The sequence below is a fragment of the Corynebacterium vitaeruminis DSM 20294 genome, assembly GCF_000550805.1.
Taxonomy (GTDB): Bacteria; Actinomycetota; Actinomycetes; order Mycobacteriales; family Mycobacteriaceae; genus Corynebacterium; species Corynebacterium vitaeruminis.
Genome location: NZ_CP004353.1, coordinates 2436829 through 2460323, shown reverse-complemented (window position 1 = coordinate 2460323; position 23495 = coordinate 2436829). Strand labels below are relative to the sequence as shown.

Annotated in this window: 20 protein-coding genes, 1 tRNA gene and 1 pseudogene; 12 read left to right on the top strand and 10 right to left on the bottom strand. The window is 68.1% G+C overall.

Translation table 11 applies throughout. The features are described 5' to 3' along the window. Positions 1-3: 3 nt before the first annotated feature. The 4 genes from B843_RS11180 to thrE (B843_RS11165) form a co-directional block, all read right to left on the bottom strand. The gene (locus B843_RS11180) at positions 4-495 is read right to left on the bottom strand and encodes an META domain-containing protein (protein ID WP_155895154.1); all 492 of its coding nucleotides are present in this window, start codon (positions 493-495) and stop codon (positions 4-6) included. Further along, positions 495-1964: an alpha,alpha-trehalose-phosphate synthase (UDP-forming) gene (locus tag B843_RS11175; RefSeq protein WP_025253577.1), complete on the bottom strand. Its 1470-nt coding sequence runs from the start codon at positions 1962-1964 to the stop codon at positions 495-497. Before B843_RS11175 ends, B843_RS11180 begins: the two co-directional genes overlap by 1 nt. 7 nt (positions 1965-1971) lie before the next feature. Continuing rightward, positions 1972-2325: a hypothetical protein gene (locus tag B843_RS11170; RefSeq protein ID WP_038595490.1), complete on the bottom strand. Its 354-nt coding sequence runs from the start codon at positions 2323-2325 to the stop codon at positions 1972-1974. Between the two features lie 141 nt (positions 2326-2466). Beyond that, a complete protein-coding gene (gene thrE / locus B843_RS11165) occupies positions 2467-3942 on the bottom strand; it encodes a threonine/serine exporter ThrE (protein ID WP_025253576.1) in 1476 nt (491 codons plus the stop codon). Between the two features lie 159 nt (positions 3943-4101). On the opposite strand from thrE (B843_RS11165), the gene B843_RS11160 reads away from it, so the two are divergent. Then, positions 4102-4177: transfer RNA gene (locus B843_RS11160), tRNA-Thr, on the top strand. A gap of 288 nt (positions 4178-4465) precedes the next feature. Here the strand turns inward: B843_RS11160 and thrE (B843_RS11155) are convergent. Together thrE (B843_RS11155) and B843_RS11150 are read right to left on the bottom strand one after the other, a co-directional pair. Continuing rightward, positions 4466-5847, bottom strand: a pseudogene (gene thrE, locus B843_RS11155) (threonine/serine exporter ThrE). Between the two features lie 106 nt (positions 5848-5953). Then, complete coding sequence (locus B843_RS11150) at positions 5954-7261, bottom strand: MFS transporter (RefSeq protein ID WP_025253575.1); 1308 nt, start codon at positions 7259-7261, stop codon at positions 5954-5956. A 175-nt stretch (positions 7262-7436) separates the two neighbouring features. On the opposite strand from B843_RS11150, the gene B843_RS11145 reads away from it, so the two are divergent. Then, positions 7437-9173: a pyruvate dehydrogenase gene (locus B843_RS11145; RefSeq protein WP_025253574.1), complete on the top strand. Its 1737-nt coding sequence runs from the start codon at positions 7437-7439 to the stop codon at positions 9171-9173. Here B843_RS11145 and B843_RS11140 read toward each other — a convergent pair. Both B843_RS11140 and B843_RS11135 read right to left on the bottom strand, forming a co-directional pair. Then, on the bottom strand, positions 9170-9709 hold the full coding sequence (locus tag B843_RS11140) for a TetR/AcrR family transcriptional regulator (protein WP_025253573.1): 540 nt from the start codon (positions 9707-9709) through the stop codon (positions 9170-9172). The two genes, B843_RS11145 and B843_RS11140, sit on opposite strands and share 4 nt — an antisense overlap. After that, positions 9696-11093: an MFS transporter gene (locus tag B843_RS11135; protein ID WP_025253572.1), complete on the bottom strand. Its 1398-nt coding sequence runs from the start codon at positions 11091-11093 to the stop codon at positions 9696-9698. The genes B843_RS11140 and B843_RS11135 overlap by 14 nt, the downstream gene beginning before the upstream one ends. Before the next feature lie 99 nt (positions 11094-11192). On the opposite strand from B843_RS11135, the gene B843_RS11130 reads away from it, so the two are divergent. The 3 genes from B843_RS11130 (at position 11193) to B843_RS11120 (ending at position 14273) form a co-directional block, all read left to right on the top strand. Beyond that, positions 11193-11963, top strand: coding sequence for a MerR family transcriptional regulator (locus tag B843_RS11130; protein WP_025253571.1), 771 nt, complete (start codon positions 11193-11195; stop codon positions 11961-11963). Positions 11964-12075: 112 nt separating this feature from the next. After that, on the top strand, positions 12076-12780 hold the full coding sequence (locus B843_RS11125; RefSeq protein WP_376780242.1) for a response regulator transcription factor: 705 nt from the start codon (positions 12076-12078) through the stop codon (positions 12778-12780). Positions 12781-12797: 17 nt separating this feature from the next. After that, positions 12798-14273, top strand: a complete 1476-nt coding sequence (locus tag B843_RS11120) for a sensor histidine kinase (protein ID WP_404825187.1) — start codon at positions 12798-12800, stop codon at positions 14271-14273. A 216-nt stretch (positions 14274-14489) separates the two neighbouring features. Here the strand turns inward: B843_RS11120 and B843_RS11115 are convergent, their stop codons facing one another. Together B843_RS11115 and B843_RS11110 are read right to left on the bottom strand one after the other, a co-directional pair. Then, entirely contained in the window at positions 14490-15083 is a 594-nt protein-coding gene (locus B843_RS11115) for an esterase/lipase family protein (protein ID WP_244877328.1), read from the bottom strand. Positions 15084-15096: 13 nt separating this feature from the next. Beyond that, a complete protein-coding gene (locus tag B843_RS11110) occupies positions 15097-15522 on the bottom strand; it encodes an HIT family protein (protein WP_025253567.1) in 426 nt (141 codons plus the stop codon). A gap of 150 nt (positions 15523-15672) precedes the next feature. Between B843_RS11110 and B843_RS11105 the strand changes: the two genes are divergently transcribed. From B843_RS11105 to B843_RS11075, 7 genes are all read left to right on the top strand, one after another. Further along, on the top strand, positions 15673-15936 hold the full coding sequence (locus tag B843_RS11105) for a hypothetical protein (RefSeq protein ID WP_025253566.1): 264 nt from the start codon (positions 15673-15675) through the stop codon (positions 15934-15936). A 128-nt stretch (positions 15937-16064) separates the two neighbouring features. Beyond that, positions 16065-17333, top strand: a complete 1269-nt coding sequence (gene purD, locus B843_RS11100; protein ID WP_025253565.1) for a phosphoribosylamine--glycine ligase — start codon at positions 16065-16067, stop codon at positions 17331-17333. A gap of 104 nt (positions 17334-17437) precedes the next feature. Further along, on the top strand, positions 17438-18772 hold the full coding sequence (locus B843_RS11095) for a TrkH family potassium uptake protein (protein ID WP_025253564.1): 1335 nt from the start codon (positions 17438-17440) through the stop codon (positions 18770-18772). Beyond that, positions 18765-19421, top strand: a complete 657-nt coding sequence (locus B843_RS11090) for a potassium channel family protein (RefSeq protein ID WP_025253563.1) — start codon at positions 18765-18767, stop codon at positions 19419-19421. Before B843_RS11095 ends, B843_RS11090 begins: the two co-directional genes overlap by 8 nt. A gap of 55 nt (positions 19422-19476) precedes the next feature. Beyond that, the gene (locus B843_RS11085; protein WP_025253562.1) at positions 19477-20595 is read left to right on the top strand and encodes a pyridoxal phosphate-dependent aminotransferase; all 1119 of its coding nucleotides are present in this window, start codon (positions 19477-19479) and stop codon (positions 20593-20595) included. A 78-nt stretch (positions 20596-20673) separates the two neighbouring features. Further along, entirely contained in the window at positions 20674-22113 is a 1440-nt protein-coding gene (gene purB, locus B843_RS11080) for an adenylosuccinate lyase (protein ID WP_025253561.1), read from the top strand. A gap of 411 nt (positions 22114-22524) precedes the next feature. Further along, complete coding sequence (locus B843_RS11075) at positions 22525-23418, top strand: phosphoribosylaminoimidazolesuccinocarboxamide synthase (protein ID WP_025253560.1); 894 nt, start codon at positions 22525-22527, stop codon at positions 23416-23418. Positions 23419-23495 lie beyond the last annotated feature (77 nt).

Genomic DNA, 23495 nt, shown 5'->3' with positions numbered 1-23495 from the left:
TCGCTACCCGACGATGAGCCGGATGGCCCGCGGGTCCACCGCGTCGGACTGCTCGGTGAGCACCATGACGCCGTCGCCCTCGTGGCGGATGGTGAAGGAGCCGTCGACCAGCATGTTCACCAGCGCGTCGTGCATGTAGCGCACCTTGCCCTGGCACTGGTCGTCCTCGATGGGCTTGAACTTTACCTGGGTGAACTCGACCTTCGTCGCGTCCTCGGGCGCGGCCAGCTGGTCGCCGTCGCCGCCGGTGAACTTCACGATCCCGTTGAGCGGCGCGCAGCCGGTGAAGCCGGAGACCGTCTTGTCGCCGAAGTTCAAGGTCACCGCGCCAGCGACGGAGTCGTCGACGGCGCTCGGGGTGCCCGGCGTGGTGTAGACGTCCGTGACCTGCCAGTTGGAGTCCGACACCTGCTGGGTGTCGTTGGAGCAGGCGGCAAGGGATACCGCCGCGGCCGCGATCGCCCCGGCGGCGGCCAGCCGCATTCCGCCGCGCATCAGTGCTTCGTCTCCGCGTGGATGTCGTGCAGGCAGCCCAGGAACGAGGACGCCCACAGGTTGACGTCGTGCTCGATGACCTGCTCGTGCAGCGCGTTCATGCGGCGGGCGGCGGTCTCGGGGTCGGCCTGCAGCATGGTCGCGGCGTTGGACAGCTGGCGCTTGATCGACTCCATGTCGAAGGGGTTGCACAGGAACGCCTCGGACAGCTCGTGGGCCGCGCCCGCGAACTCGCTGAGCACGAGCGCGCCGCTGCCGTCGCCGTGGCAGGCGACGTACTCCTTGGCCACCAAGTTCATGCCGTCCTTGAACGGGGTGACCAGCATGATGTCGGCGGCGGAGTAGAGCTCCAGCAGCGCCTTCTTGGACAGCGACTGGTGGTGGTAGTGCACCACCGGCTTGCCGAGCGAGCCGAAGCGGCCGTTGATGCGGCCCACGGCCTCCTCGACCTGAGAGCGGGTGCGCTTGTAGTGGTCGATGCGCTCGCGCGAGGGGGTGGCGACCTGCACGAGCACCGTGTTGCTCGCGTCCAGCGCCTCCGCCTCGAGCAGCTCCTCGAAGGCCAGCAGTCGCTGGAGGATGCCCTTGGTGTAGTCGAGGCGGTCGACGCCCAGGATGAGGGTCTGCGGGTCGCCCAGGTCGTGGCGGACCTCCGCGACCTTCTCGGGCGTGGGGAGCAGGCCTAGGACCTCGTCGACGTCGATGGAGATGGGGAAGCTTGCCACGCCGACCTCGCGGTTGTCGTTGGTGGTGATGTGCGCGGTCACCTCGCGCACGCTCGCCTGGCCGGAGACCTCCAGCTCGTCGGGCTGGCCGGTGTGCGAGCCGATGCCGCCCGCGACCTCGCGAGTGAGGTCGAGGAAGTTGGTGGCGCTGGAGACCAGGTGGAACCCCAGGAGATCCGCGCCGAGCAGGCCGCGCACGATCTCCTCGCGCCAGGGCAGCTGGCGGAACAGGTCGGGCGAGGGGAATGGGATGTGCAGGAAGAATCCGATGGTCAGGTCCGGGCGGATCTGGCGCAGGATGCCCGGGACCAGCTGGAGCTGGTAGTCCTGCACCCACACGATCGCGCCCTCGGCGGCGACCTCGGCGACCTCGTGGGCGAACTTCAGGTTCACCTCGCGGTAGGAGACCCACCACTCGCGGTCGTAGATCGGGGGGACGATGAGGTCGTGGTAGAGCGGCCACAGGGTGGCGTTGGAAAAGCCCTCGTAGAAGGCCTCGAAGTCGTGGGCGTTGAGCGCCACGGGGTGGAGCAGCACCCCGCCGTCGGTGTAGAAGGGCTCGGGCACCTCCTCGACGGTGCCGGGCCAGCCCACCCAGCAGCCCTGCTGGCGCTCGAGCACGGGGCTCAGCGCCGTGACCAGGCCGCCCGGCGAGGGGCTGAAGGTGCGGGTGCCGTCGGCGGCGACACTGATGTCCACGGGCAGCCGGTTGGCCACCACCACGAATGTGTTGTCACCGCTCATGGAAGAATCACGCCTTCTTTGTGGTCTTCTTGGCAGCCTTCTTCGCGACCTTCTTGGTCGCCTTCTTGGTGGCCTTCTTTGCCGCCTTCTTGGTCGTCTTTTTCGCCGCCTTCTTGGTCGTTTTCTTAGCAGCCTTCTTGGCGGCCTTCTTCGGGGCGGCGGCCTCCTCGAACTCGGCGGCGACCTTGCGGTAGCTCAACCCCTCCGGCTCCACGCCGAGCATGCACATGAGGGTGACACCGTCGAAGAAGTCCTCAGCGTAGGTTGCCACGATGCGGCGGGCGGCGGCTCCGGTCTCGGCCTCCACGGCGTGCAGCGCCTCGGCCGAAGTGGTGCGGGTGTCAGTGACCTTGGGTGGCAAGGGTCCCCTCCTGTGTGCGAATGAGCGACGGGCTATAGACAGTCTAGGTCGCCTATTGTAGCCCATCGCCGCCGCCCGCGAGCGGCCAGGGGAGGGATAGCGGCGGGGGCCGAAGGCGTCGACAAGCGAAAAGCACACGCGCTAACCGCGACCCTCGTTGGGGGCCTTGACCACCTTGAAGCTGCCGGTGTCGGTGGCGGGGAACGGGTTGCGGCGCGCGCGGCGGAAGGCGCCGTAGAGGTTCAGGCGCGGCGGGCGGCGAAGCCTGCGCGCGACCCACTCGCCCAGGACCACGCCCGCGGCCAGCGCCGAGCACAGCGACAGGGCCAGCGCCAGGTTGGTGAAGCCGACCAGCATCTGCTCGTTGAGTGCGGCGTACATGCCGCGGTAGATGGACAGGCCCGGCAGCATCGGGGTGATGCCCGCGATCGCGGTGATGAGCGGCGGGATGAGAAAGCGGCGCGCGAGCAGGCCGCCGGCGAGGCCGATGACCGTGGCGGCGAGCGCCGTGGAGATGACCTCGCCGATGCCGAGCGGGATGAGCACGAAGTAGTAGAGGACGGAACCGGCCAGCGCCGTGAGCCCGGAGACGATCACGGAGCCCAGCTCCGCGTAGCAGGCCAGCGCGAACGACGCCGAGGCAACCGCGCCCGCCAGCGCCTTGGCCAGCGAGGACGCGTAGTTCGGAGCCGCGGCCGATTCCAGCGGCGGCAGGGAGATCCCCATGAGCTCCGCGGCCTGGATGCCGATGCCCACGCCCGCCACGATCGCGCCGGTGAGCAGCAGCGTCTCGAAGAACCGTGCCGACGCCGTCACCGGCGCGCCCGTGATGCCGTCCTGGAGCGACTGCACCATCGTCAGCCCGGCCAGCATGACCACGATGCCCGAGGCCACGATCTGGCTGGGCACCACGTGCAGGCCGTGCCCGGTGGCGACGAAGTACGCGATCGCCGCGGGCAGCGTGGCCACGAACCCGCCGTAGACGTTCTGGAAGAACAGCGGCAGCGAGTGCTTGGCCAGCCACGCGCTGCCCGCCATGATCAGCACGGCGACGACCAGCGCCAGCACCGCCTGGAGCCACCCGCCGCCGAGCAGCACCGCGACCGAGGCGCCCATGCCGCCCCAGCCCACCAGCGAGGTCTTGAACCCGTAGCTGGCCGGTGCCGCGTAGAGGTCGTCCAGGATCTTCGCGGCCACGTCCGGCGGGGTGGCGCCCGCCTGGATCGAGCGGATGAGCCGGTCCACGGCCGTGAGCTTGGAAAAGTCCGTGGTCATCTTGCTGACCACGCGGAACACGCTCACCGGCGTCTTCTTCTCGTGCCCGATGTTCGCGAACACCGTGATCGTGTTGAGCGTGATGTCCACGTGGCAGTACACGAGGCCGTACGCCGAGGTCACCGCGTGGATCTGCACGACGGTGTCGCGGTTGGACGTTCCGGAGGACAAGAGGATGTCGCCCACGCGCGCGGCCACGTCCATCACGGCCGCGACCTGCCCCGGATCCGTCAGATCGACCGGGGCCAGCGGCGACGGCGGCGGCGCGGCCTTGATCGCATCGATCGTCGCGATGCGCCCCGCGCGCTGGCTGAGGCCGCGCAGTGTTTCCCTAAGACTCATTCCCATCGCTTTCGCTTTCCGACGCCTATGGCCTGACCACCCCTAACCTAATAGAGAATCCCCGCGCCGCGCGAGGGCGGTGTTGGCACCTTGGTTCTTTTGCAGGCCGTGGGTTAGTATCATGGGGCAGTCGCGGCCGCTACCTTGGCCGATGACCGTGCTGGAGTGGCGCAATTGGTAGCGCAACGGTCTTGTAAACCGTAGGTTGTGGGTTCAAGTCCCATCTTCAGCTCCAAAATCCGCAGGCCACAGCGTTGTCGCTGTGGCCTGGTGGCGTGCACGCCCACGAAAACCCTCCGGCTTTTAGCGGCGGGCGCTTTCAGCTGGGCAGTTCCTGTCCTGCGACGGCGTTTCCGGGGTGCCCGAGGCAGGCTGAGCTTCCCACCGGTGTCGCGGTGCCCCCCGCCAGCAAAGGAGCGCTTTGTTGACGGGCTTCAGATGTGACCGCCTGGGCGTTTGCGGCGCGGTTGTGGTCAAACAAGCGTTTCTTTGACGCGGTGGCCGGAGGCGGCGGGATTCGGATCTAGCTCTGCCCGCGCTTGGCGAAGCGGGGCCGCCGGAAGCGGCGGGCTATCCACTCGCCCAGGACGACGCCCGCGGACAGCGCGGTGGCGGTGGCCAGCGCGACGGTGAGGTTTCCGAAGCCGATGAGTGTTTGGTCGTGAAGCAGGCCGTACATCCCGCGGTAGATCGACAGCCCCGGCAAAAGCGGGGTGATGCCCGCGATGGCGATGATGAGCGGCGGCACGCGGAAGAAACGGCCGAGCAGGCCGCCGATGAGGCCGATGAGGATGGCCATCACCGCGCTGGCGGAGATGTAGCCAAACCCCTGCGGGATGAGAAGGAAGTAATACAGGCTCGAGCCGATGGCCGCCGTCGCGGCGGAGAGCAACACCGAGTCCCAGGCGGCGTAGCAGGCGCGCGCGAAGGCGGCGGTGGCGCCCACCGAACCGAGCACCCGCACCGTGGCGGAGGCGAGGTTCGGGGCCGCGGTCGTCTCCATCGGGGGCAGGCTGAAGCCCACCAGCCCGGAGGCGACGATGCCGATGCCCACGCCCGCGACCACGCCGCCGGTGATCATCGCGGTGTCGAAGAAGCGCGCGGTGCCCGTGACCGGCGCGCCGGTCACGCCGTTCTGGATGGCCTGGACGAGGGTGAGCCCGGCGAGCATCGCCACGATGGAGGTGGCGATGACCATGCTCGGCCGCAGCGTGAGCCCGACGTGGCTGCCCAGGTGGTAGCTGGCGGAGGCGAGCAGGGAGGCGAAGACCCCACCCGCGGTGTTCTGGAAGAACAGGGGCAGCCCGTGGCGGCCGAGGAAGGCGGACATGAGGATGATGACGGCGGCCGCGAGCGTGGAGATGACGGCCACCGGCCAGTCCCCGCCGAGCAGGAAGGCCACCGCGCCGCCCATGCCCGCCCACGCGGCGGTGACCCCGGCAAGGCCCAGCGGCGCGTGCGCCGACTCGATCGCGTCGAGGCGGTCCCGGGCCTCGGCCGGCGAGCAGCGCCCGGCGTGGATGTCGCGGATGAGCTGGTCGACCTTCTCCAGCCGATCGAAGTCCTGGGCCCCGCCGCGCATGACGCGCACGTGGGCCACCGGGTGGTGGGAGTTGCCGCCGACGTGGGCGAACAGCCGGATGCGGCTGGCGGTCATGTCCACGTGCACGTTCCACACGCCGAAGGATTCCGCCACCGCCTGGCCGTGGGCGCAGGCATCGGAGTTGGTGGTGCCCGCCTGGATGAGGATGTCGCCGATGCGGGCGCAGATGTCGAGCACGCCGCTGATCTGTTCGCGGTCGAAGGTGTCCACGGGAGCCAGGGGGCGAGCGGGGGAGCGGCGGCCACGTCGATGGTGGCGGCCGCGGGCTCGTCGTCGGCGCCGCGCCGGGCGAGCTCGCCGATCGCTTGGAAGACACCGGTGGGGGTCTCGTCGGCGCCCGGGGCGGCCGGGTCGTCGGTGGGGGAGGCCGTCATAGGCCTACAGCGTACCGGCGGGAGCCTCCGCGCGTCAGGAGGGCTGGCGCACCCGCGTGAGCAGCCACAGTCCGAGCACGAGGATGAGCGCGATGGCGAAGATGCCCGCGCGATCGGAGCCGGTGACGCCCGTGAACAGCGAGAAGGCCGCGGGCGCTAGCGGGCTCACCGCGCGGCCGGTGGTGGTGTACAGGCCGAAGAGCTGCCCCTCGCGGCCCTCCTCGCACAGCCGGGAGAGGAAGGAGCGGGAGGCGGACTGCGCGGGGCCGACGAACAGGCACAGCGCGAGCCCGAAGATCCAGAACATGAGCGGGCCATGGACGAAGTAGAGGACGACCGAGCAGGCGACCATGCTCGCGAGCGAGACGAGGATGACGGGCTTGGGGCCGAAGCGGTCGTCGAAGGTGCCGCACGCCAGCGCGCCGATGGCGCTGATGACGTTGGCGGCCACGCCGAAGAGCAGGACCTGGTCGGGGCGGAACTCGTAGACGGTGACGGCGAGGATGGCGCCGAAGGTGAACACGCCCGCCAGCCCGTCCCGGAATACCGCCGAGGCGAGCAGGAAGCGCAGGGAGTTGCGGTCGGTGTGCCACAGCTCCTTCAGGGTGGCGATGAGCACCTTGTAGGAGGAGACCACGCCGCCGGTTTCCAGCTCGGGGTTGGGGGCGACCTCCGGGACCCGGAACATCACCGGCAGGGCGAGCACGAGGAACCACACGGCGGCGACGACGGCGACCAGCCGGATGTTGAAGCCACCCTCGGAGGGCACGCGCAGCAGGCCGGCGTGGCCGCCGGAGGAGCCCGCGATGAAGCCGACGTAGCAGATGAGCAGCAAGATGATGCCGCCGAAATAGCCCAGCGACCAGCCGAAGCCGGAGACCCGCCCGACGTTCTCGCGGGTGGAGACCTGGTTGAGCATGGCGAAGTAGGAGACCTCGGAAAGCTCGAAGGTCACCGAGGCGATCGCCATCAACGTGATGCCCACCCAGAAGTAGTCCGGGGCGTCGTTGCGCACTACGAAGAGCGCGAGCATGAGGGCGAAGGTGAGCAGCGTCCAGCTGCGCACGCTCTGGCGCCGCTTACCCCTGGCGTCGGCACGCTGCCCCATGACGGGCGCGACGAGCGCGATGGCGACGCCCGAGAGCGCGATGGCTAGCGAGTACCAGGTCGACGGGGTGGCGGAGGTGTGGACGTTGAGCCCCACGGAGTCGGTGAGGTAGACGGAGAACACGAAGGTCACCAGCACCGCGTTGAAGGCGGCCGAGCCCATGTCCCACAGGCCCCAGGCGACCACGGTGGCGCGGTCGGTGCGGCGGGACGAGGGCGCGGTGGCAACAGTCATACGACAAACATATCGGTTAACGCCGCTGGTCGCAGCGGCACGCAAGGCGGATGTTGGTTTGTGTCTGATCGGTCACACCTGAGGGTTGCCTGTGTAGTTGGAATCGAAAGTTGGCAAACCTAACCAAAACGGGTGCACAGTGGTGGGAGACACCACAACGAAAGGAAGATAGCTCATGGCTCGTTCCTATGCAGAGCAGCTGGTCGACACGCTGGAGGCGCAGGGCGTCGAGCGCATTTACGGCCTAGTCGGCGACAGCCTCAACCCGATCGTCGACGCGGTGCGGCGCTCGAAGATCGAATGGATCCACGTCCGCAACGAGGAGGCCGCCGCCTTCGCCGCCGAGGCGGACTCGCTGGTTACGGGCAAGCTTGCCGTGTGCGCGGCGTCGTGCGGCCCCGGCAACACCCACTTCGTCCAGGGGCTTTACGACGCCCACCGTAACGGTGCGAAGGTTCTGGCCATCGCGAGCCACATCCCCTCGCGCCAGATCGGCTCGACCTTCTTCCAAGAGACCCACCCGGAGCTGCTGTTCAACGAGTGCTCCGGCTACTGCGAGATGGTCAACTCCGCCCGCCAGGGCGAGGTGATCCTCCACCACGCCATCCAGTCGACCATGTCCGGCAAGGGCGTGTCCGTGCTGGTCATACCCGGCGACATCTCCATGCAGGAGGCGGAGGCCGACACCTTCGTCGCCTCCAAGATCTCCTCCGGCCGCCCGGTGGTCTACCCGGACGCCGCCGAGGCCGCCGACCTGGTCCAGGCCATCAACCAGGCCAAGACCGTCACCCTGTTCTGCGGCGCTGGCGTCAAGGACGCCCGCGAGGAGGTCCTCGCGCTCGCGGAGAAGATCAAGGCCCCGATCGGCCACGCCCTGGGCGGCAAGATGTACATCCAGTACGACAACCCGTTTGACGTGGGCATGTCCGGGTTGCTCGGCTACGGCGCCTGCCACGACGCCTCCAACGAGGCCGACCTTCTCATTCTGCTAGGCACCGACTTCCCCTACAACGACTTCCTGCCGCGCAAGAACGTCGCCCAGGTGGACATCGACGGTTCGCACATCGGCCGCCGCACCAAGATCAGCCACCCGGTCACCGGCGACGTCGCCGCCACCATCCGCGCGATCATCGACCACGTCGACGAGAAGCAGGACCGCTCCTTCCTCAACCGGATGCTCAAGCTGCATCACAAGAAGCTGAACGACGTCGTGGAGGCCTACACCTCCAAGGTGGACCGCCACGTGCCGATCCACCCGGAGTTCATCGCCAACATCGTCGACGAGATCGCCGACGAGGACGCCGTGTTCACCGTGGACACCGGCATGTGCAACGTGTGGGCCGCCCGCTACATCACCCCGAACGGCAAGCGCGAGCTGATCGGCTCCTTCCGCCACGGCACCATGGCCAACGCCCTGCCGCAGGCCATCGGCGCGCAGGCCTCCTCGCCGCGGCGCCAGGTGGTCAGCTTCTCCGGCGACGGCGGGCTCGGGATGCTCATGGGCGAGCTGCTCACCGTCAAGCTGCACGAGCTGCCGGTGAAGATCGTCTGCTTCAACAACTCCTCGCTGGGCATGGTCAAGCTGGAGATGCTGGTCCAGGGCATGCCGGAGCACGAGACCGACCACGATCACGTGAACTTCGCTGGCATCGCGGAGGCCATCGGCATCAAGCACGTCAAGATCACCGACCCGAAGAAAGCGCGCGCCCAGCTCGAGGAGGCCTTCGCCTACCCGGGCGCGGTGCTCATCGACGTGGTCACCGACCCGAACGCGCTGTCCATCCCGCCGAACATCACCTTCGACATGCTGATGGGCTTCTCCAAGGCCGCGACCCGCACCGTCTTCGGTGGTGGCGTCGGCCACATGCTGGACATGGCCTCCTCCAACCTCCGTAATATCCCGAAGCTCTAGGCCGAAGGTTTTTCGTCGATAAGCGTCAGCGCTGCAGCAATCAGCGACTGGCGCTCTTTTTCTGTGAGGGCGAACCCGTTGATGTGGTCGTGGACCCAGAGGCCGTCGCCGATGAGGTGGACGAGGTAGCGGCGGGGATCGGTGAGGATCATCGCCCGCGGCAGCTGCCAGTCGCCCAAGACCTTCTCCCAGATCTCGTTGAACTCGGGCTCGCGCGAGGCGTCGAGGGCGAAAAGGAGGTCCGCGCGGGTGGCGTTGGAGCTGCACACCCTCACCGCGGCGCGCGCCCTGGCGGCGTCGTCGAGCTCCTCGATGGGCGCCCCGGCCGCCGCCGTGAGCTGGGCCTCCCACTGAGCCGCGAGGTAGCGGTTGATCTCCAGCAGCAGCGCGTGGCGCGAGGGGAAGTGGTAGATCAGCCCCGACTTGCTCAGCCCCGAGGCCTCCGCCAGCGATTCATAGGTGAGCGCTTCGAGGCCGTGCTTGTCGACGATACCAATGGCGGTCAGGAGCAAGTGCTCCTTCTTACTCGTGCGCATACTCGGTCTCCTTCGGGTTGCCCTTCAAGAGGTAGAAGGTGCAGGCGGTGGCGATGACTGCCACGATAACCGCGACGGACATCGTGTCAAGGTAGGCCTGGTCGATGGCCTCGGCCCGCGGGAGGGCGCTGCGGGCGGTGAACGCGGACATGAGCGAGCCCAACACCGCCACGGCCAGCAGGGTGCCGAACTCGTAGGAGACCTCCTCGAGCGCGCTGGCCATGCCCGCGCGGTGCCTGGGGGCGGAGCCGATGATCGCGGTCGAGGTCACGCTCATCGTCAGCCCGATGCCGAGCCCCATGACCACCACGCCCGCGATGAACCCGCCGAAGCTTGCGTGCAGGCTGGCAAGTGCTGCGAGCAACCCCAGAGCGATGAGCGCGAAGCCGCCGGAGATGAGCGGACGGAAGCCCACCCGGTGGAGATTGGCGCCACCCCAGATGGAGGTGGGGAAGGCCGCGATGGCGATCGCGCCGTTGATGTAGCCCGCCTCGAGCGGGGTCATGCCGGCGGCCAGCTGAAAGCGCTGCGTGGTGAGAAGCTCCGCCCCGGCGAGGACGAACATCGAAAGCATCGCGCCCACGACGCCCGCGAGGAAGAGCCGATTGCCGAAGACGTCGAAGGCGATGAGCGGGTCGGGCAGCGCTCGCTGGCGGCGCAGGAAGAACGCCACCCCGGCCGCGGCGACGGCGACCGCCGCGGCGGCGAGGGCGAAGTCGCCGCGGGCGAGCTCCTTGATGGCCAGCACCAGCCCGGCCATGGCGAGCATCGCGTAGAGGGAGGTGACAAGGTCCCAGCGCTTGGCCGGGTTGGGGTCGTTGGCCGGAGCCATGAGGTGCGTGGCCGCCAGCGCGAACGCGACGATGGGCAGGTTAACGAGGAACACCGAGCCCCACCAGTAGTGCTCGAGCAGCAGCCCGCCCGCGACGGGACCCGCGGCCGCGCCGATGGTGGCCACCGAGCCCCACACGCCGATCGCGGTGCCCAGCTCCTTGGGGTCTGCGAAGGTGGTGCGGATGAGCGCCAGGGTGGCGGGCATCATCGTCGCAGCCCCCGCGCCGAGCAGCGCCCGGGCGCCGATCAAGACCTCGGGGTTGGGGGCGAAGGCGGCGATGAGCGAGGCGAGGCCGAAGACGCCGAGGCCGAGCTCGAACATGAGGCGGTGGCCGATGCGGTCGCCGAGGGTTCCGGTTCCCAGCAGGAGGCCCGCGAGGACGAGGGGGTAGGCGTTGATGACCCACAGCCCCTCGAGCTCGGTGGTGTGCAGCTGCTGCTCGAGGGTGGGCAGCGCGCTGTAGAGGATGGAGTTGTCCGCGGCGATGAGGAGGAGCCCCATCGAGATGACGCCGAGGAACGCCCACCTGTTTTTCGAGGTTGTTGCCATGAAAGGAAACTGTACCGAACGGACGTTACAGTTTCAATCTTGTCCGCTACCCTTGACCTTGACGCGACGGCAAGCAGTTGAATGAGGAACGTGCACGAGATGAGCGAATACACCATCGGCGAGGCCGCCGAGATCCTCGGGGTAACACCCCGGACGCTGCGGCACTGGGAGACCAAGGGGCTCCTGGTGCCGGGCTGGCGGACCACGAGCGACTACCGGCTCTACACCGAGGACGACCTGCAGACCGGGTTTGCGATCGTCGTCTACAAGAGCGCCGGGCTGCCGCTGGCGGACATCGCCTCGCTGCTCGAGGAGTCGTCGGCGAAAAGCCGCATCGACCGGCTCAAGCGGCAGCGCGAGGTGTTGTCGGCTCAGCTCGATACGGTGCACACGATGATCACGCATCTCGACGAGATCATCGCCCAGCAACGAGAACAGGAGATCACCATGGAAGAGATCAAGAAGGTCTTCGGCGACGACATGCCCGGCTACCAGGAGGAGGCCGAGCAGCGCTGGGGACACACCAAGGAATGGGCCCAGTCGCAGGAGGTCCAGAAGGGCATGACGCTCGAGGACTGGCAGCGGGTGAAGGCCGAGCAGGACGATTTCGTGGCCGCCTTGGCGTCGGCAAGCGACAACGGCGTGAAGCCGGGCAGCGCGGAAGCGGAAGAGCTCGTAGCGCGCCACCGTGCCCAGATCGGGCAGTGGTACGACGTCTCCACGGCGAAGCAGGTGCTGATCGCGCGCATGTACGTCGCCGACCCCCGATGGGAGGAGACCTATAAGGGGCACGCGCCCTACCTGCTCGAACTCATCGAGGAGCACGCCCGCCGCGAGGGGCTCGACCTCGAGCACATCGAGTGGGGATGAAACTCACAGCGATTGTCCAGTAATGGGTAAGGCCACGCTCAGCGGCGTTCTGTTGACTAAGCGGTGAACCAAAATCGCACGAAACCGAGGTATGTAGGTAAAAATGGATTCTATGAGTGATAGCGCAACCCGTGTCCTGGTGGTCGACGACGAGCCCAACATCGTGGAACTGCTCAACGTGAGCCTCAAGTTCCAGGGCTTCGAGGTGGCCACGGCAAACTCTGGAATCGAGGCCCTCGAGGTCGCCGAGGAGTTCAACCCGGATGCCTTCATCCTCGACGTGATGATGCCCGGCATGGACGGATTCGAGCTGCTGCCGAAGCTGCGCGCCGCCGGCTTCGACGGCCCCGTCCTCTTCCTCACCGCGAAGGACGCGGTGGAAAACCGCATCCACGGCCTCACGATCGGCGCGGACGACTACGTGACCAAGCCGTTCTCCTTGGAGGAGGTCATCACCCGCCTGCGCGTGATCCTGCGTCGCGGCGCCGCCGTGACCGGCGACGTCGAGGACGAGGCCACGCTCACCTACGCCGACCTCACCCTGAACGACGACACCCACGAGGTGACCAAGGCGGGCGAGGTCGTTGAGCTCTCGCCGACCGAGTTCAACCTGCTGCGCTACCTCATGCTCAACGCGGAGGTCGTGCTGTCCAAGGCCAAGATCCTGGACAACGTCTGGCATTACGACTTCGGCGGCGACGGCAACGTCGTGGAGTCCTACATCTCCTACCTGCGCCGCAAGATCGACACCTCCGACCCGGCGCTCATCCACACCGTGCGCGGCGTCGGCTACGTCCTGCGCACCCCGCGCAGCTAGGGCGACGGGCGACATACGTGGCAAAGACTCGCTTCGGTGCGGTCGCGGACCGCTTTCACAGGATGGGCGACCGCGTACGGACGGCGCGCCAGACCAAGGGCACGCCGCTGAGCGTCGCGCTCATGATCATCGTCTTGGTCATCTCGGGCATGGGCCTGTTCGCCTTCTCCATCGCGGCGCAGCGCACGCTGCAGGACGTCACCTACGAGAGCGTGGACGGCGATCTCAACCGCGCGCTCAGCGGGTGGGCCACCAACCAGGACATCTTCTCCGTCTACGGCAACCGCACGGCGCTGCCGCCCAACGACTTCTGGGTCGCGTGGATCTATCCCGACGGCTCCACCAGCGTGAACCCGGGGCGCAACGAGAACTCCTCGCCGAACCTCGAGGGGCTCTACGCCAACACCGGTCCGAGGACGGTGCAGTCGACCGATGACTCCACCGACAAGGTGGAGTGGCGAGCGGTGGCGACGTCCGTGTCCGACGGGCGCATCATCGTGGTGGCAAAGGACATCAGCAGGGAGTCGACGATCCTCAGCAGCTTTGCCATCGGCGAGCTGGTGATCGGCCTCATCATCCTCGTGCTGCTCGCGCTCATCGCCTTCTACGCGATCAAGCGAACGCTGAGACCGCTGCGCGAGGTGGAGGAGACCGCCACCGCCATCGCGAAGGGCGACCTCGACCGACGCGTGCCGCAGTGGCCGGTCAACACCGAGATCGGCTCGCTGGCGCTCGCGCTCAACCAGATGCTCGAGCGGCTGCAGCAGTCGATTGTCGAGCTCCAGGAAAAGGAAGACCAGATGCGCCGCTTCGTCGGCGACGCCTCCCACGAGCTGCGCACCCCGCTGACCAGCGTGAAGGGCTACGCCGAGCTGTACCGCTCCGGCGCGACCAAGGACGCGGACCTAGTGGTGGACAAAATCGAGTCCGAGGCCAGCCGCATGAGCCTGCTCGTCGAGGACCTGCTCGCGCTCACCCGCGCCGAGGGTGCTCGCCACGAGGAAAAGCCCGTCGATCTGTTGGAGCTCAACCTCTCGGTGGCCAGCTCCCTGCGGGCCGCCTACCCGGGCCGGAACATCGCGGTCAAGTCCGAGGTGACCAACGTCCCGATGGTCATGGGCGACGCCGCGCGCCTGCACCAGGTGTTCACGAACCTCGTGGTCAACGCGCTCAAGCACGGCGGCGAGGACGCGAGCGTGGAGATCTCGGTGGGCGAGGGCACCTTGGTGCGCCCGAGCGGCCCCGCGCCGAGCGTCGTGGTCAACGTGACCGACGACGGCGTCGGCATGAGCGAGAAGGACGCCTCCCACATCTTCGAGCGCTTCTACCGCGCCGACACCTCGCGCACCCGCGCGACCGGCGGCTCGGGCCTAGGGCTGGCGATCACGAAGTCGCTCGTCGAATCGCACGGCGGCGCTATCTCGGTGTCTTCCGTGAAGGGGGAGGGGACCACCTTCCGGGTAGAGATCCCCATGACACCGGTTGTGGAGTAGCCGTTCCGCGGTGGCGGGCGCGGGAGGGGGTAGATGCGCGGGTTCCGGTTGTTGCCCTACCGGAATCCGCGCATTTTTCACGCGAAGCCCCGCGGGAGGGAGCAAACGCGCAGGTCGCGAAAGGGATCGAATTGAAAATGCGCGGATTGTGGCGGGGGCTTTCCCACAATCCGCGCGTCTGCGCGTCTGCGTGACTGTGCGGCTGAAACCAAGAGGCTAGTACCCCAGGGCCTGCACGATCGCGGCGCCCAGCTGCGGCAGCCGCTCGTGGCGTACCCCGCGCACGGCCACGACCTCGCCTAGGCGCGAGGAGGCCCCCGGGACCACGGCGTCGGCGTCGGAGAGGATCGAGACCACCCGCGTGCCTTCCGGCACGGCGTCGGAGAAGCGCTCCACCTCCGTCAGCTGCACGTAGGCCGCGCCAAGGAGGTTGCGCGTGAGCCGGGGGAAGCGCGGGCGCCGGGGCACCCCGCGGTAGCAGGCGCCCAGCCCCACCAGCGTGCGCACGCGCCCCGGCCGGGCCTGCGCGATCTGCAGGCCGAGCAGTCCGCCGAGGGAGTGGCCCACGATGTCGATCTGGTCTGCGGGGTGGGCGTCGACGACGTGCAGCAGCTCACGGAGCGAGGCGCCCAGGTCGCCGGTGCCGCGCTCGCCGAACCCGGGCGCGAAAAAGGGGATCCCGCGCCGGGCGAGAAGCCGGGCCGGGATCTCGAAGTTGCCGGGGGAGGCCATGGTGCCGTGGATGAACATCACCGGCACCTGGTCCTCGCGCCACGGCGGGGAGGCGGGCAGGGTGCCGCGGGTGGGCACCCAGTGAACCCACCTAGGCACGGCGGCCGGACTCGTCCGTGCCGAGCTCGCGGCGCAGGGCGTTGGCGGCCTCGTCCATCTTGGCGGGGTCGGTGTCGTTCATGCCCATGGCCTGGGAGAAGTCGTAGTCGCTCATCTTCGAGGTGGGGAAGACGTGGATGTGGGTGTGGGGGACGTCGAAGCCGGCGATGATATAGCCCGCGCGCGGGCTGCCGAAGGCCGCGATGGTGGCCTTGCCCACCCGCTGGGCGACCTCGTTGAGGTGGACCCAGTCGGCCGGCGCCATGTCGGTCCAGCGGTCGACCTCCTCGATGGGGACGACCAGGGTGTGGCCGTAGGCCAGCGGCTCGATGGTGAGGAAGGCGACGACCTTCTCGTCGCGGTAGACGAAGCGGCCGGGCAGCTCGCCGTTGATGATCTTGGTGAATACGCTACTCATGAGTCCCGAGGATAGTCGGTCACCCCAGGATCCGGGTCACCTCCGCCGCCCCCGCCAGACTGAATCGGTGAATATAACAGGTGGGAACGAAAACCGAAATCTATAATGTGAGAGAAAGTTTTCAGCCCGAAACCTCTAAGGAGAAAACCCATGTCCCTCAAGCTCCGCCGTGGCGTCGTCGCCGCTGCTACCTCCGTCGCCCTTGTCGCCACCGCCGTCCCCGCGGCCAACGCGCAGACCTCCTCCGCCCCCGTCGCCCTGTCCGCCGAGACGGGTTCCTCCACCGGCCTCGGCCTGGTCGGCGCCGCCCTGAGCCTCGGCATCAGCCTCGCCTTCTGGGGCACCGTTTACAACGCGCTGGTCTCCCGCGGCACCATCCCGGGCCAGATCATCCCGCAGCTGCCGGTCCTTTAGTCATACGAGCGAATTCCGCTCGCGCTTCCGCCGCCCCGCATCCGCGCGGGGCGGCGTTCGCTTTTACGTGGGGCATCACAGCCGTAGGCGTCGTAAAGCGAAATGCCAACCGGCTACAATTCCTAACCATGCGCATTCTTGTAATCGGATCGGGCGCCCGTGAGCACGCCCTGGCCCTAGGCCTTTCGAAGGACCCCGCCACCACCGAGCTTCACTTCGCCCCGGGCAACGCCGGGATGGAGGCGCTCGGCACCTGCCACCCGGAGGCCGCGAAGGTCGACGATCCGCAGGCGATGCTGGCGCTCGCTAAGAAGGTCGAGGCGGAACTCGTCGTCGTCGGGCCGGAGATCCCGCTGGTCGCGGGCGTGGCCGACGCGCTGCGCGAGAACGGCTTCGCCGTGTTCGGCCCCAACAAGGATGCCGCCCGCATCGAGGGTTCCAAGGCCTTCGCCAAGGATGTCATGGCCGCCGCCGGGGTGGCCACCGCCCGCGCGGAGCAGATCACCCCGGGCGCCTCCGACGAGGAGATCGAGAAGGCGCTGGACAACTTCGGCCCGCACTACGTGGTCAAGGACGACGGGCTCGCCGGCGGCAAGGGCGTCGTGGTCACCGACGACCGCGCGGCCGCACGCGCACATGTTGACGCCGTGCTCGCCGCGGGCAACCCGGTGCTGCTCGAGAGCTTCCTCGACGGCCCCGAGGTCTCGCTGTTCTGCCTGGTCGACGGCGAGGTCGTGGTCCCGCTGCTGCCCGCGCAGGATCACAAGCGCGCCTACGACAACGACGAGGGCCCGAACACCGGCGGCATGGGTGCCTACACCCCGCTGCCGTGGCTGCCCGAGGACGGCGTGCGCCGTATCGTCGACGAGGTGTGCAAGCCGGTCGCCCACGAGATGGTCGCCCGCGGCTGCGCCTACTCCGGCCTGCTCTACGCGGGCCTGGCCTGGGGCAAGGAGGGCCCGGCCGTGGTCGAGTTCAACTGCCGCTTCGGCGACCCCGAGACCCAGGCGGTGCTCGCGCTGCTCAAGTCCCCGCTGGCGGAGGTCCTCAACGCCGTGGCCACGGGCAAGCTCGCCGAGCTCCCGCCGCTGGAGTGGGAGGACGGCTACGCGCTCACCGTCGTGCTCGCCGCCGAGAACTACCCGGCCAGCCCGCGCAAGGGCGACGTGATCACCGGCGCGGACAGCGAGGCCGTGCTCCACGCGGGCACCGCGCGCAACGAGGCGGGCGAGCTGGTCTCCGCCGGCGGCCGCGTACTCAACGTCATCGGCACCGGCGCCACCCTAGCCGACGCGCGCGACAACGCCTACGCCGTGCTCAAGGACATCGCCATGGACGGCGGGCACTACCGCTCCGACATCGCGCTGCCCGCGGTCGAGGGAAAGATCAGCGTCTAGCTCGCTTGTCGACGCCTACGGCCAGCCGCGAGGAGGTGCCTGGAGATATGAAATCCCCCCGTTTCAGATTGTTCAGGAAAAACTCAGGGAGTAGCATCGCTTCAATGCGCGTTACCCCATCCCGGCTGGTCGCCGGGTGTTTCGCGGCGCTAGTGATCATCGGGACGGCCATCCTGTATATGCCCGTCTCCCGCATGGGCGATGCCCAGGCCGACTTCATCACCGCGCTGTTCACGGCAACCTCCGCCGTCTGCCTGACCGGCCTCGCGGTGGTCGACACCGCGACCTACTGGTCCCACTTCGGCCAGGCCGTCATCGCTGTGCTCATCCAGCTGGGCGGCCTGGGCATCATGACGCTGGCCACCCTGGCGGGCTGGTTCATCAGCGGCAAGCTGGGCCTTCGCGACCGCCTCAACGCCGAGGCCGAGGGCCGCGGCGCCCAGCTCGGCGACGTCCGCAACCTGCTCGTGGCCACAATCAGCTTCACGGCGCTGGTGGAGTCCATCACCGCCTTCGTGCTCACCCTGCGCTTCCACGCGCTGGGCTCGGCCTGGCCCGCGGCGATCTGGGAGGGCTCCTTCCACGCGATCAGCGCCTTCAACAACGCGGGCTTCGGGCTGCGCTCCAACAACCTCGTGCCGTACGTCGGCGACTTCGGCATCATCCTGCCGATCTCCGCGGCGATCATCATCGGCGGCTTGGGCTTCCCGCTCCTGCTGGAGCTGTACGTGCGCTACCGGAAGCGCCGCGCGGGGATGCACGTGGGGCACCTGTCGCTCACGGCGATCTTCACGCTCATCGGCACGGCCGTGCTGTTAGTGCTGGGAACGGTGGGGACCTACGCCATCGAGCGCCGCGGCGTCATGAGCGGCTTCGACCTCAAGACCCAGCTGCTGGCTTCCTTCTTCCACTCCGTGACCAGCCGCACCGCCGGGTTCAACTCCGTCGACGTCGGCGCGCTGCACCCGTCGACGCTCGTGCTCACGGACTTCCTCATGTTCATCGGCGGCGGCTCGGGCGGTACGGCGGGCGGAATCAAGATCACCACGGCGGCGGTCCTGCTCGCCGTTATGGTCGCGGAGATCCGCGGCGACGAGAGCGTGCTCGTCCACTGCCGCCGCATCCCCAACCGCACCGTGCGCCAGGCGATGGCGGTGCTCATGCTCGCCTCGCTGTTCGTTGGATTCGCGATCATGCTCATGCTGTTCATCGCCCCGGAGTTCGCCACCATGCAGCTGAGCTTCGAGGTGATCAGCGCGTTCGCCACCGTGGGGCTGAGCACGGGCATCACGGCGGCGCTTCCCGCGCTGGGAAAGCTGCTGCTCGTCGTGCTCATGTTCGCCGGCCGCGTGGGCCCGGTCGCGCTCGTCGCAGCGCTGGCCGCCCGCAAGACCACCCGCATGTATTCCTACGCCGTAGAAAGGCCGATCATTGGTTAGTTTTCGTCGCAACCCCCGCCCCGCAGTGGTGATCCTCGGGCTCGGCCGCTTCGGTATGGCCGTGGGCGAGGAGCTCGTGCGCTCCGGCGTCGAGGTCTTAGGCATCGACTCCTCCGAGGCCCGCATCAACGAGGCCGCGCCGCTTCTGACCTACGCCGCCGTCGCCGACACCACCAACCCGGAGGCGCTCAAGCAGCTCTCGGTCCACGAGGCCTCCCGCGTGGTCATCGCCATCGGCACCGACATGGGCGCCTCGCTGCTGACGGCCTCCAACGTCGTCGACTTCAACGTGCCCAGCATCTGGGCGAAGGCGATGAGCCCCTCGCACGGGAAGATCCTGCGCCAGATCGGCGTCCACCACGTGATCCGCCCCGAGCACGACACCGGCCGCCGCATCGCCCACCTCATGAACGGCCGCCTCCAGGAGTACGCCGAGTTCGACTCCGACTACGCGGTGGTCAAGGTGGCCCCGCCGGTGTCGCTGCTGGGCAAGAAGGTATCCGATATCACCCACGTGCAAATCATTGCCATTCGCCCTGCGGGCGGGCAGTTCCGCACGGCCCAGCCCGACGACGTGCTGGTCGCGGGCGAGCTCGTGCTCGCCGCGGGAGCCCCTTCGGACTTAGAGACCTTCGGAACCATGGACTAACCTATTTCCCATGCTTAACCCCTCACTTCGCAGCCAGGTCGAACCGTTCCGCGTCATGCAGATGCTGGACATCATCCACCAGCGCAGCCGCGAGGGGAAGGACACGATCATGCTGTGCGCGGGCCAGCCGTCCACCGGCGCCCCGCGCCCGGCGCTCGAGGCCGTGAGCGAGGCCCTGTTCGATGAGCCGCTCGGCTACACCGAGGTGGTCGGCGACGCCCGCCTGCGTGAGGCCGTGGCCGACTGGCACTCGAATACCTACGGGGTGGACACCTCGCCGGGGCAGGTCATCATCACCACCGGCTCCTCCGGTGCCTTCTCCAACGCCTTCCTGGCGCTGCTCGACCACGGCGACCGGGTGGCCATCACCGCGCCGGGCTACCCGGCCTACCGCAACATCCTCGCCTCCCTCGGCGCGGAGATCACCTACCTCAAGGTCGGCGCCGAGACCCGCTTCCAAGCCACCGCGACGATGCTCGAGGAGCTGGCCGAAAAGGGCGAGAAACCGAAGCTGGTCATCGTCACCAGCCCGGGCAACCCCACCGGCACCATCATCGACCCCGCCGAGCTGGAGCGGATCGCCCGCTGGTGCGAGGACAACGGCTGCGCGCTCATCTCGGACGAGGACTACCACGGCATCTCCTTCGGCCGCCCAACGGTCACCGCCCGGCAGTTCAGCGACGACGCGATCGTGGTGGGCACCCTGTCCAAGTACTTCTCCATGACCGGCTGGCGCGTGGGCTGGATGATCGTGCCGGAGAACCTGGTCGAGCCGCTGACCAACCTCCAGGCGTCCTTGTCGCTGTGCGCACCCGCGGTGTCCCAGGTGGCGGGCGTGGCCGCCTTTGGCGAGGCGTCGATAAGCGAACTGAACGACCACGTGGAGCGCTATCGCGAGGCGCGCGCCGTGCTGCTCGAGGAGCTGCCGAAGCTCGGGCTGGACACCTACGCGGACCCCGACGGCGGCCTCTACCTGTGGCTCAACGTGGAAAAGCTGACCGACGACAGCGAGGAGCTCGCGCACCGGTGGGTGGAGGAGATCGGCGTCGCGGTCGCGCCCGGCATCGATTTCGACCCGTTCGAGGGGCACAAGTGGGTGCGCCTGTCGCTGTGCACGCCCGCCGACGAGACCCGCGAGGCCTGCCGCCGCATCGCTTCCTGGATCTCGCGCTAGCCCGCTTGTCGACGCCCTATGGCCGGCGGGGCTAGGGCGAGGCCCGCGTTATGGAATAAGGGGCCCCAACGTGCGATAATGTCCGACGTGGCTGAAAAGAAGAAGATCGCAAACGTCCTGTCCAACCGCTACGCCTCCGCGGAGCTTTCCAACCTGTGGAGCCCGGAAGCCAAGATCGTCATGGAGCGCCAGCTGTGGATCGCCGTGATGCGCGCCCAGAAGGACCTCGGCGTGGACATCCCCGCGGAGGCGATCAGCGCCTACGAGGCCGTCGTTGACCAGGTTGACCTGGCCTCCATCGCCGAGCGCGAGAAGGTCACCCGCCACGACGTCAAGGCCCGCATCGAGGAGTTCAACGCGCTGGCCGGCTACGAGCACATCCACAAGGGCATGACCTCCCGCGACCTGACGGAGAACGTCGAGCAGCTGCAGATCTACCGCTCGCTCGAGCTCATCCACGACAAGGCCGTCACCGTGGTCGCCCGCGTCGGCGAGCGCGCCGCCCAGTACCAGACCCTGGTCATGGCGGGCCGCTCCCACAACGTCGCGGCCCAGGCCACCACGCTGGGCAAGCGCTTCGCCTCCGCCGCCGAGGAGATGCTCATCGCCATCGAGCGCGTGGAGGAGCTGCTCGGCCGCTACCCGCTGCGCGGCATCAAGGGCCCGATGGGCACCGCGCAGGACATGCTCGACCTCATGGGCGGCGACGAGGCCAAGCTGGCCTCGCTGGAGACGCTCATCGCCGACCACCTGGGCTTCAAGCGCGTCTTCGACTCCGTCGGCCAGGTCTACCCGCGCTCGCTCGACTTCGACGCCGTGTCCGCGCTGGTCCAGCTGGGCTCCGGCCCGTCCTCGCTGGCGCACACCATCCGCCTCATGGCCGGCAACGAGACCGTCACCGAGGGCTTCAAGGAGGGCCAGGTCGGCTCGTCCGCCATGCCGCACAAGATGAACGCCCGCTCCTGCGAGCGCGTCGGCGGCCTGCAGGTCATCCTCCGCGGCTACCTCACCATGCTTGCCGATCTGTCCGGCCAGCAGTGGAACGAGGGCGACGTGTTCTGCTCCGTCATCCGCCGCGTGGCCCTGCCGGACGCGTTCTTCGCCATCGACGGCCAGTTCGAGACCCTCCTCACCGTGCTCAAGGAGTTCGGCGCGTTCCCGGCGATGATCGAGCGCGAGCTCGAGCGCTACCTGCCGTTCCTAGCCACCACCCGCATCCTCATGGCCGCCGTCCGCGCGGGCGTGGGCCGCGAGACCGCGCACGAGGTCATCAAGGAGAACGCCGTGGCCGTGGCGCTCAACATGCGCGAGAACGGCGGCGAGCAGGACCTCATCGACCGCCTGGCCGCCGACGAGCGCCTGCCCATGACCCGAGAGCAGCTCGACGAGGCCCTCGCCGACCGCCACGCCTTCATCGGCTCCGCCGAGTCCCAGGTCGATCGCGTCCTCGCCCGCATCCGCGACCTGGTCAACCGCTACCCGGAGGCCGCCAACTACGTCCCCGGCGAGATCCTCTAGCCCCTCCTTGCCTCATTGCCCCGCCTCGTGCGGGGCTTTGTGCTTTCTGCTTGCCGACGCCTTCGGCCCCGGGGCTCTCTCCGCCGCAAAAAAGCGCTTTCTTGACGGGCTGCGGATCTGACCACCTGGGGTTTTGCGTGAGGTTTCCTGGCACACGCGCGCATTTTTGACGGCGCGGCGGGGCGCGGCGCGAACGCGCGGATTCTGGCGCGGCCCCTCCCACCATCCGCGCATCTGTGGGGCAGCACATCTGACCACCTGCGAAAACCCGGCGCCGCGGGGGCGATACGCGCGGCGTTAGGCCGGCGCCCGCCGGAATCCGCGCGTTTGCGCGCGGGGAGGGCCCGAACGAGTCGAATATCTCACGCCATAATTACCGCGGGCGCCATGATGGGGCTAGACTTCATCCTTATGCGTCCTGAACTTTCCCAGTACAGCCATGTCTCCGCAGGCAAGGTTCGTGAGATCTACGAGATCGACGATGACACCCTCCTCATGGTCGTCACCGATCGCATCTCCGCATACGATCACATCCTGGAGCCGGAAATCCCCGACAAGGGTCGCGTGCTCACCGCGATGAGCATGTACTTCTTCGAGCACATCGATTTCCCTAACCACCTGGCGGGTCCGATCGACGACGAGCGGATCCCCGAGGAGGTCCTCGGCCGCGCGATCGTGGTCAAGAAGCTGAAGATGCTCCCCTTCGAGTGCGTGGTCCGCGGCTACCTCACCGGCTCCGGCATGAAGGAGTACCAGGAGAGCCGGTCCGTGTGCGGCGTCGCGCTGCCCGAGGGGCTGGTCGAGGCCTCCAAGCTGCCCGAGCCCATCTTCACCCCGGCCACCAAGGCCGAGATCGGCGACCACGACGAGAACGTCACCTTCGAGGCCGTCGTCGAGAAGCTGGGGCAGGCCCGCGCCGAGGAGCTGCGTGAGGCCAGCATCAACATCTACTCCCAGGCCGCCAAGATCGCCGAGGAGCGCGGCATCATCCTGGCCGACACCAAGTTCGAGTTCGGCCTCGACGAGGAAGGCAAGCTCGTGCTCGCCGACGAGGTGCTCACCCCGGACTCCTCCCGCTACTGGCCCGCCGACGGCTACGAGCCGGGCCGCGTGCAGCCGAGCTTCGACAAGCAGTTCGTGCGCAACTGGCTGACCGGCCCCAAGTCCGGCTGGGACATTAACTCGACCACCCCGCCGCCGAGCCTCCCGGGCTCCGTGGTCGAGGCAACCCGCGACCGCTACGTCGAGGCCTTCGAGCGCATCACCGGCCGCAAGTTCAACGAGTGGATCGGCTGCTGCGTCTAGCAGCATTTCGCTTGCCCTCCCGCATCGCGCGGGAGGGCAGTGGTGTTTCGGGGGCGAGGAACGCCGCCGGCGGCGAC

Bases quoted from the DNA above. Each gene is read 5' to 3' on its own strand.
- B843_RS11145 (WP_025253574.1), top strand. From the start codon at position 7,437: ATGGCTCGTTCCTATGCAGAGCAGCTGGTCGACACGCTGGAGGCGCAG.
- B843_RS11150 (WP_025253575.1), bottom strand. From the start codon at position 7,261: ATGACTGTTGCCACCGCGCCCTCGTCCCGCCGCACCGACCGCGCCACC.
- B843_RS11085 (WP_025253562.1), top strand. From the start codon at position 19,477: ATGCAGATGCTGGACATCATCCACCAGCGCAGCCGCGAGGGGAAGGAC.
- B843_RS11110 (WP_025253567.1), bottom strand. From the start codon at position 15,522: ATGAGTAGCGTATTCACCAAGATCATCAACGGCGAGCTGCCCGGCCGC.
- B843_RS11075 (WP_025253560.1), top strand. From the start codon at position 22,525: ATGCGTCCTGAACTTTCCCAGTACAGCCATGTCTCCGCAGGCAAGGTT.
- B843_RS11180 (WP_155895154.1), bottom strand. From the start codon at position 495: ATGCGCGGCGGAATGCGGCTGGCCGCCGCCGGGGCGATCGCGGCCGCG.
- B843_RS11135 (WP_025253572.1), bottom strand. From the start codon at position 11,093: ATGGCAACAACCTCGAAAAACAGGTGGGCGTTCCTCGGCGTCATCTCG.
- B843_RS11105 (WP_025253566.1), top strand. From the start codon at position 15,673: ATGTCCCTCAAGCTCCGCCGTGGCGTCGTCGCCGCTGCTACCTCCGTC.
- B843_RS11130 (WP_025253571.1), top strand. From the start codon at position 11,193: ATGAGCGAATACACCATCGGCGAGGCCGCCGAGATCCTCGGGGTAACA.
- B843_RS11175 (WP_025253577.1), bottom strand. From the start codon at position 1,964: ATGAGCGGTGACAACACATTCGTGGTGGTGGCCAACCGGCTGCCCGTG.
- purD (WP_025253565.1), top strand. From the start codon at position 16,065: ATGCGCATTCTTGTAATCGGATCGGGCGCCCGTGAGCACGCCCTGGCC.
- purB (WP_025253561.1), top strand. From the start codon at position 20,674: ATGTCCGACGTGGCTGAAAAGAAGAAGATCGCAAACGTCCTGTCCAAC.
- B843_RS11140 (WP_025253573.1), bottom strand. From the start codon at position 9,709: ATGCGCACGAGTAAGAAGGAGCACTTGCTCCTGACCGCCATTGGTATC.
- B843_RS11095 (WP_025253564.1), top strand. From the start codon at position 17,438: ATGCGCGTTACCCCATCCCGGCTGGTCGCCGGGTGTTTCGCGGCGCTA.
- B843_RS11125 (WP_376780242.1), top strand. From the start codon at position 12,076: ATGAGTGATAGCGCAACCCGTGTCCTGGTGGTCGACGACGAGCCCAAC.
- thrE (WP_025253576.1), bottom strand. From the start codon at position 3,942: ATGAGTCTTAGGGAAACACTGCGCGGCCTCAGCCAGCGCGCGGGGCGC.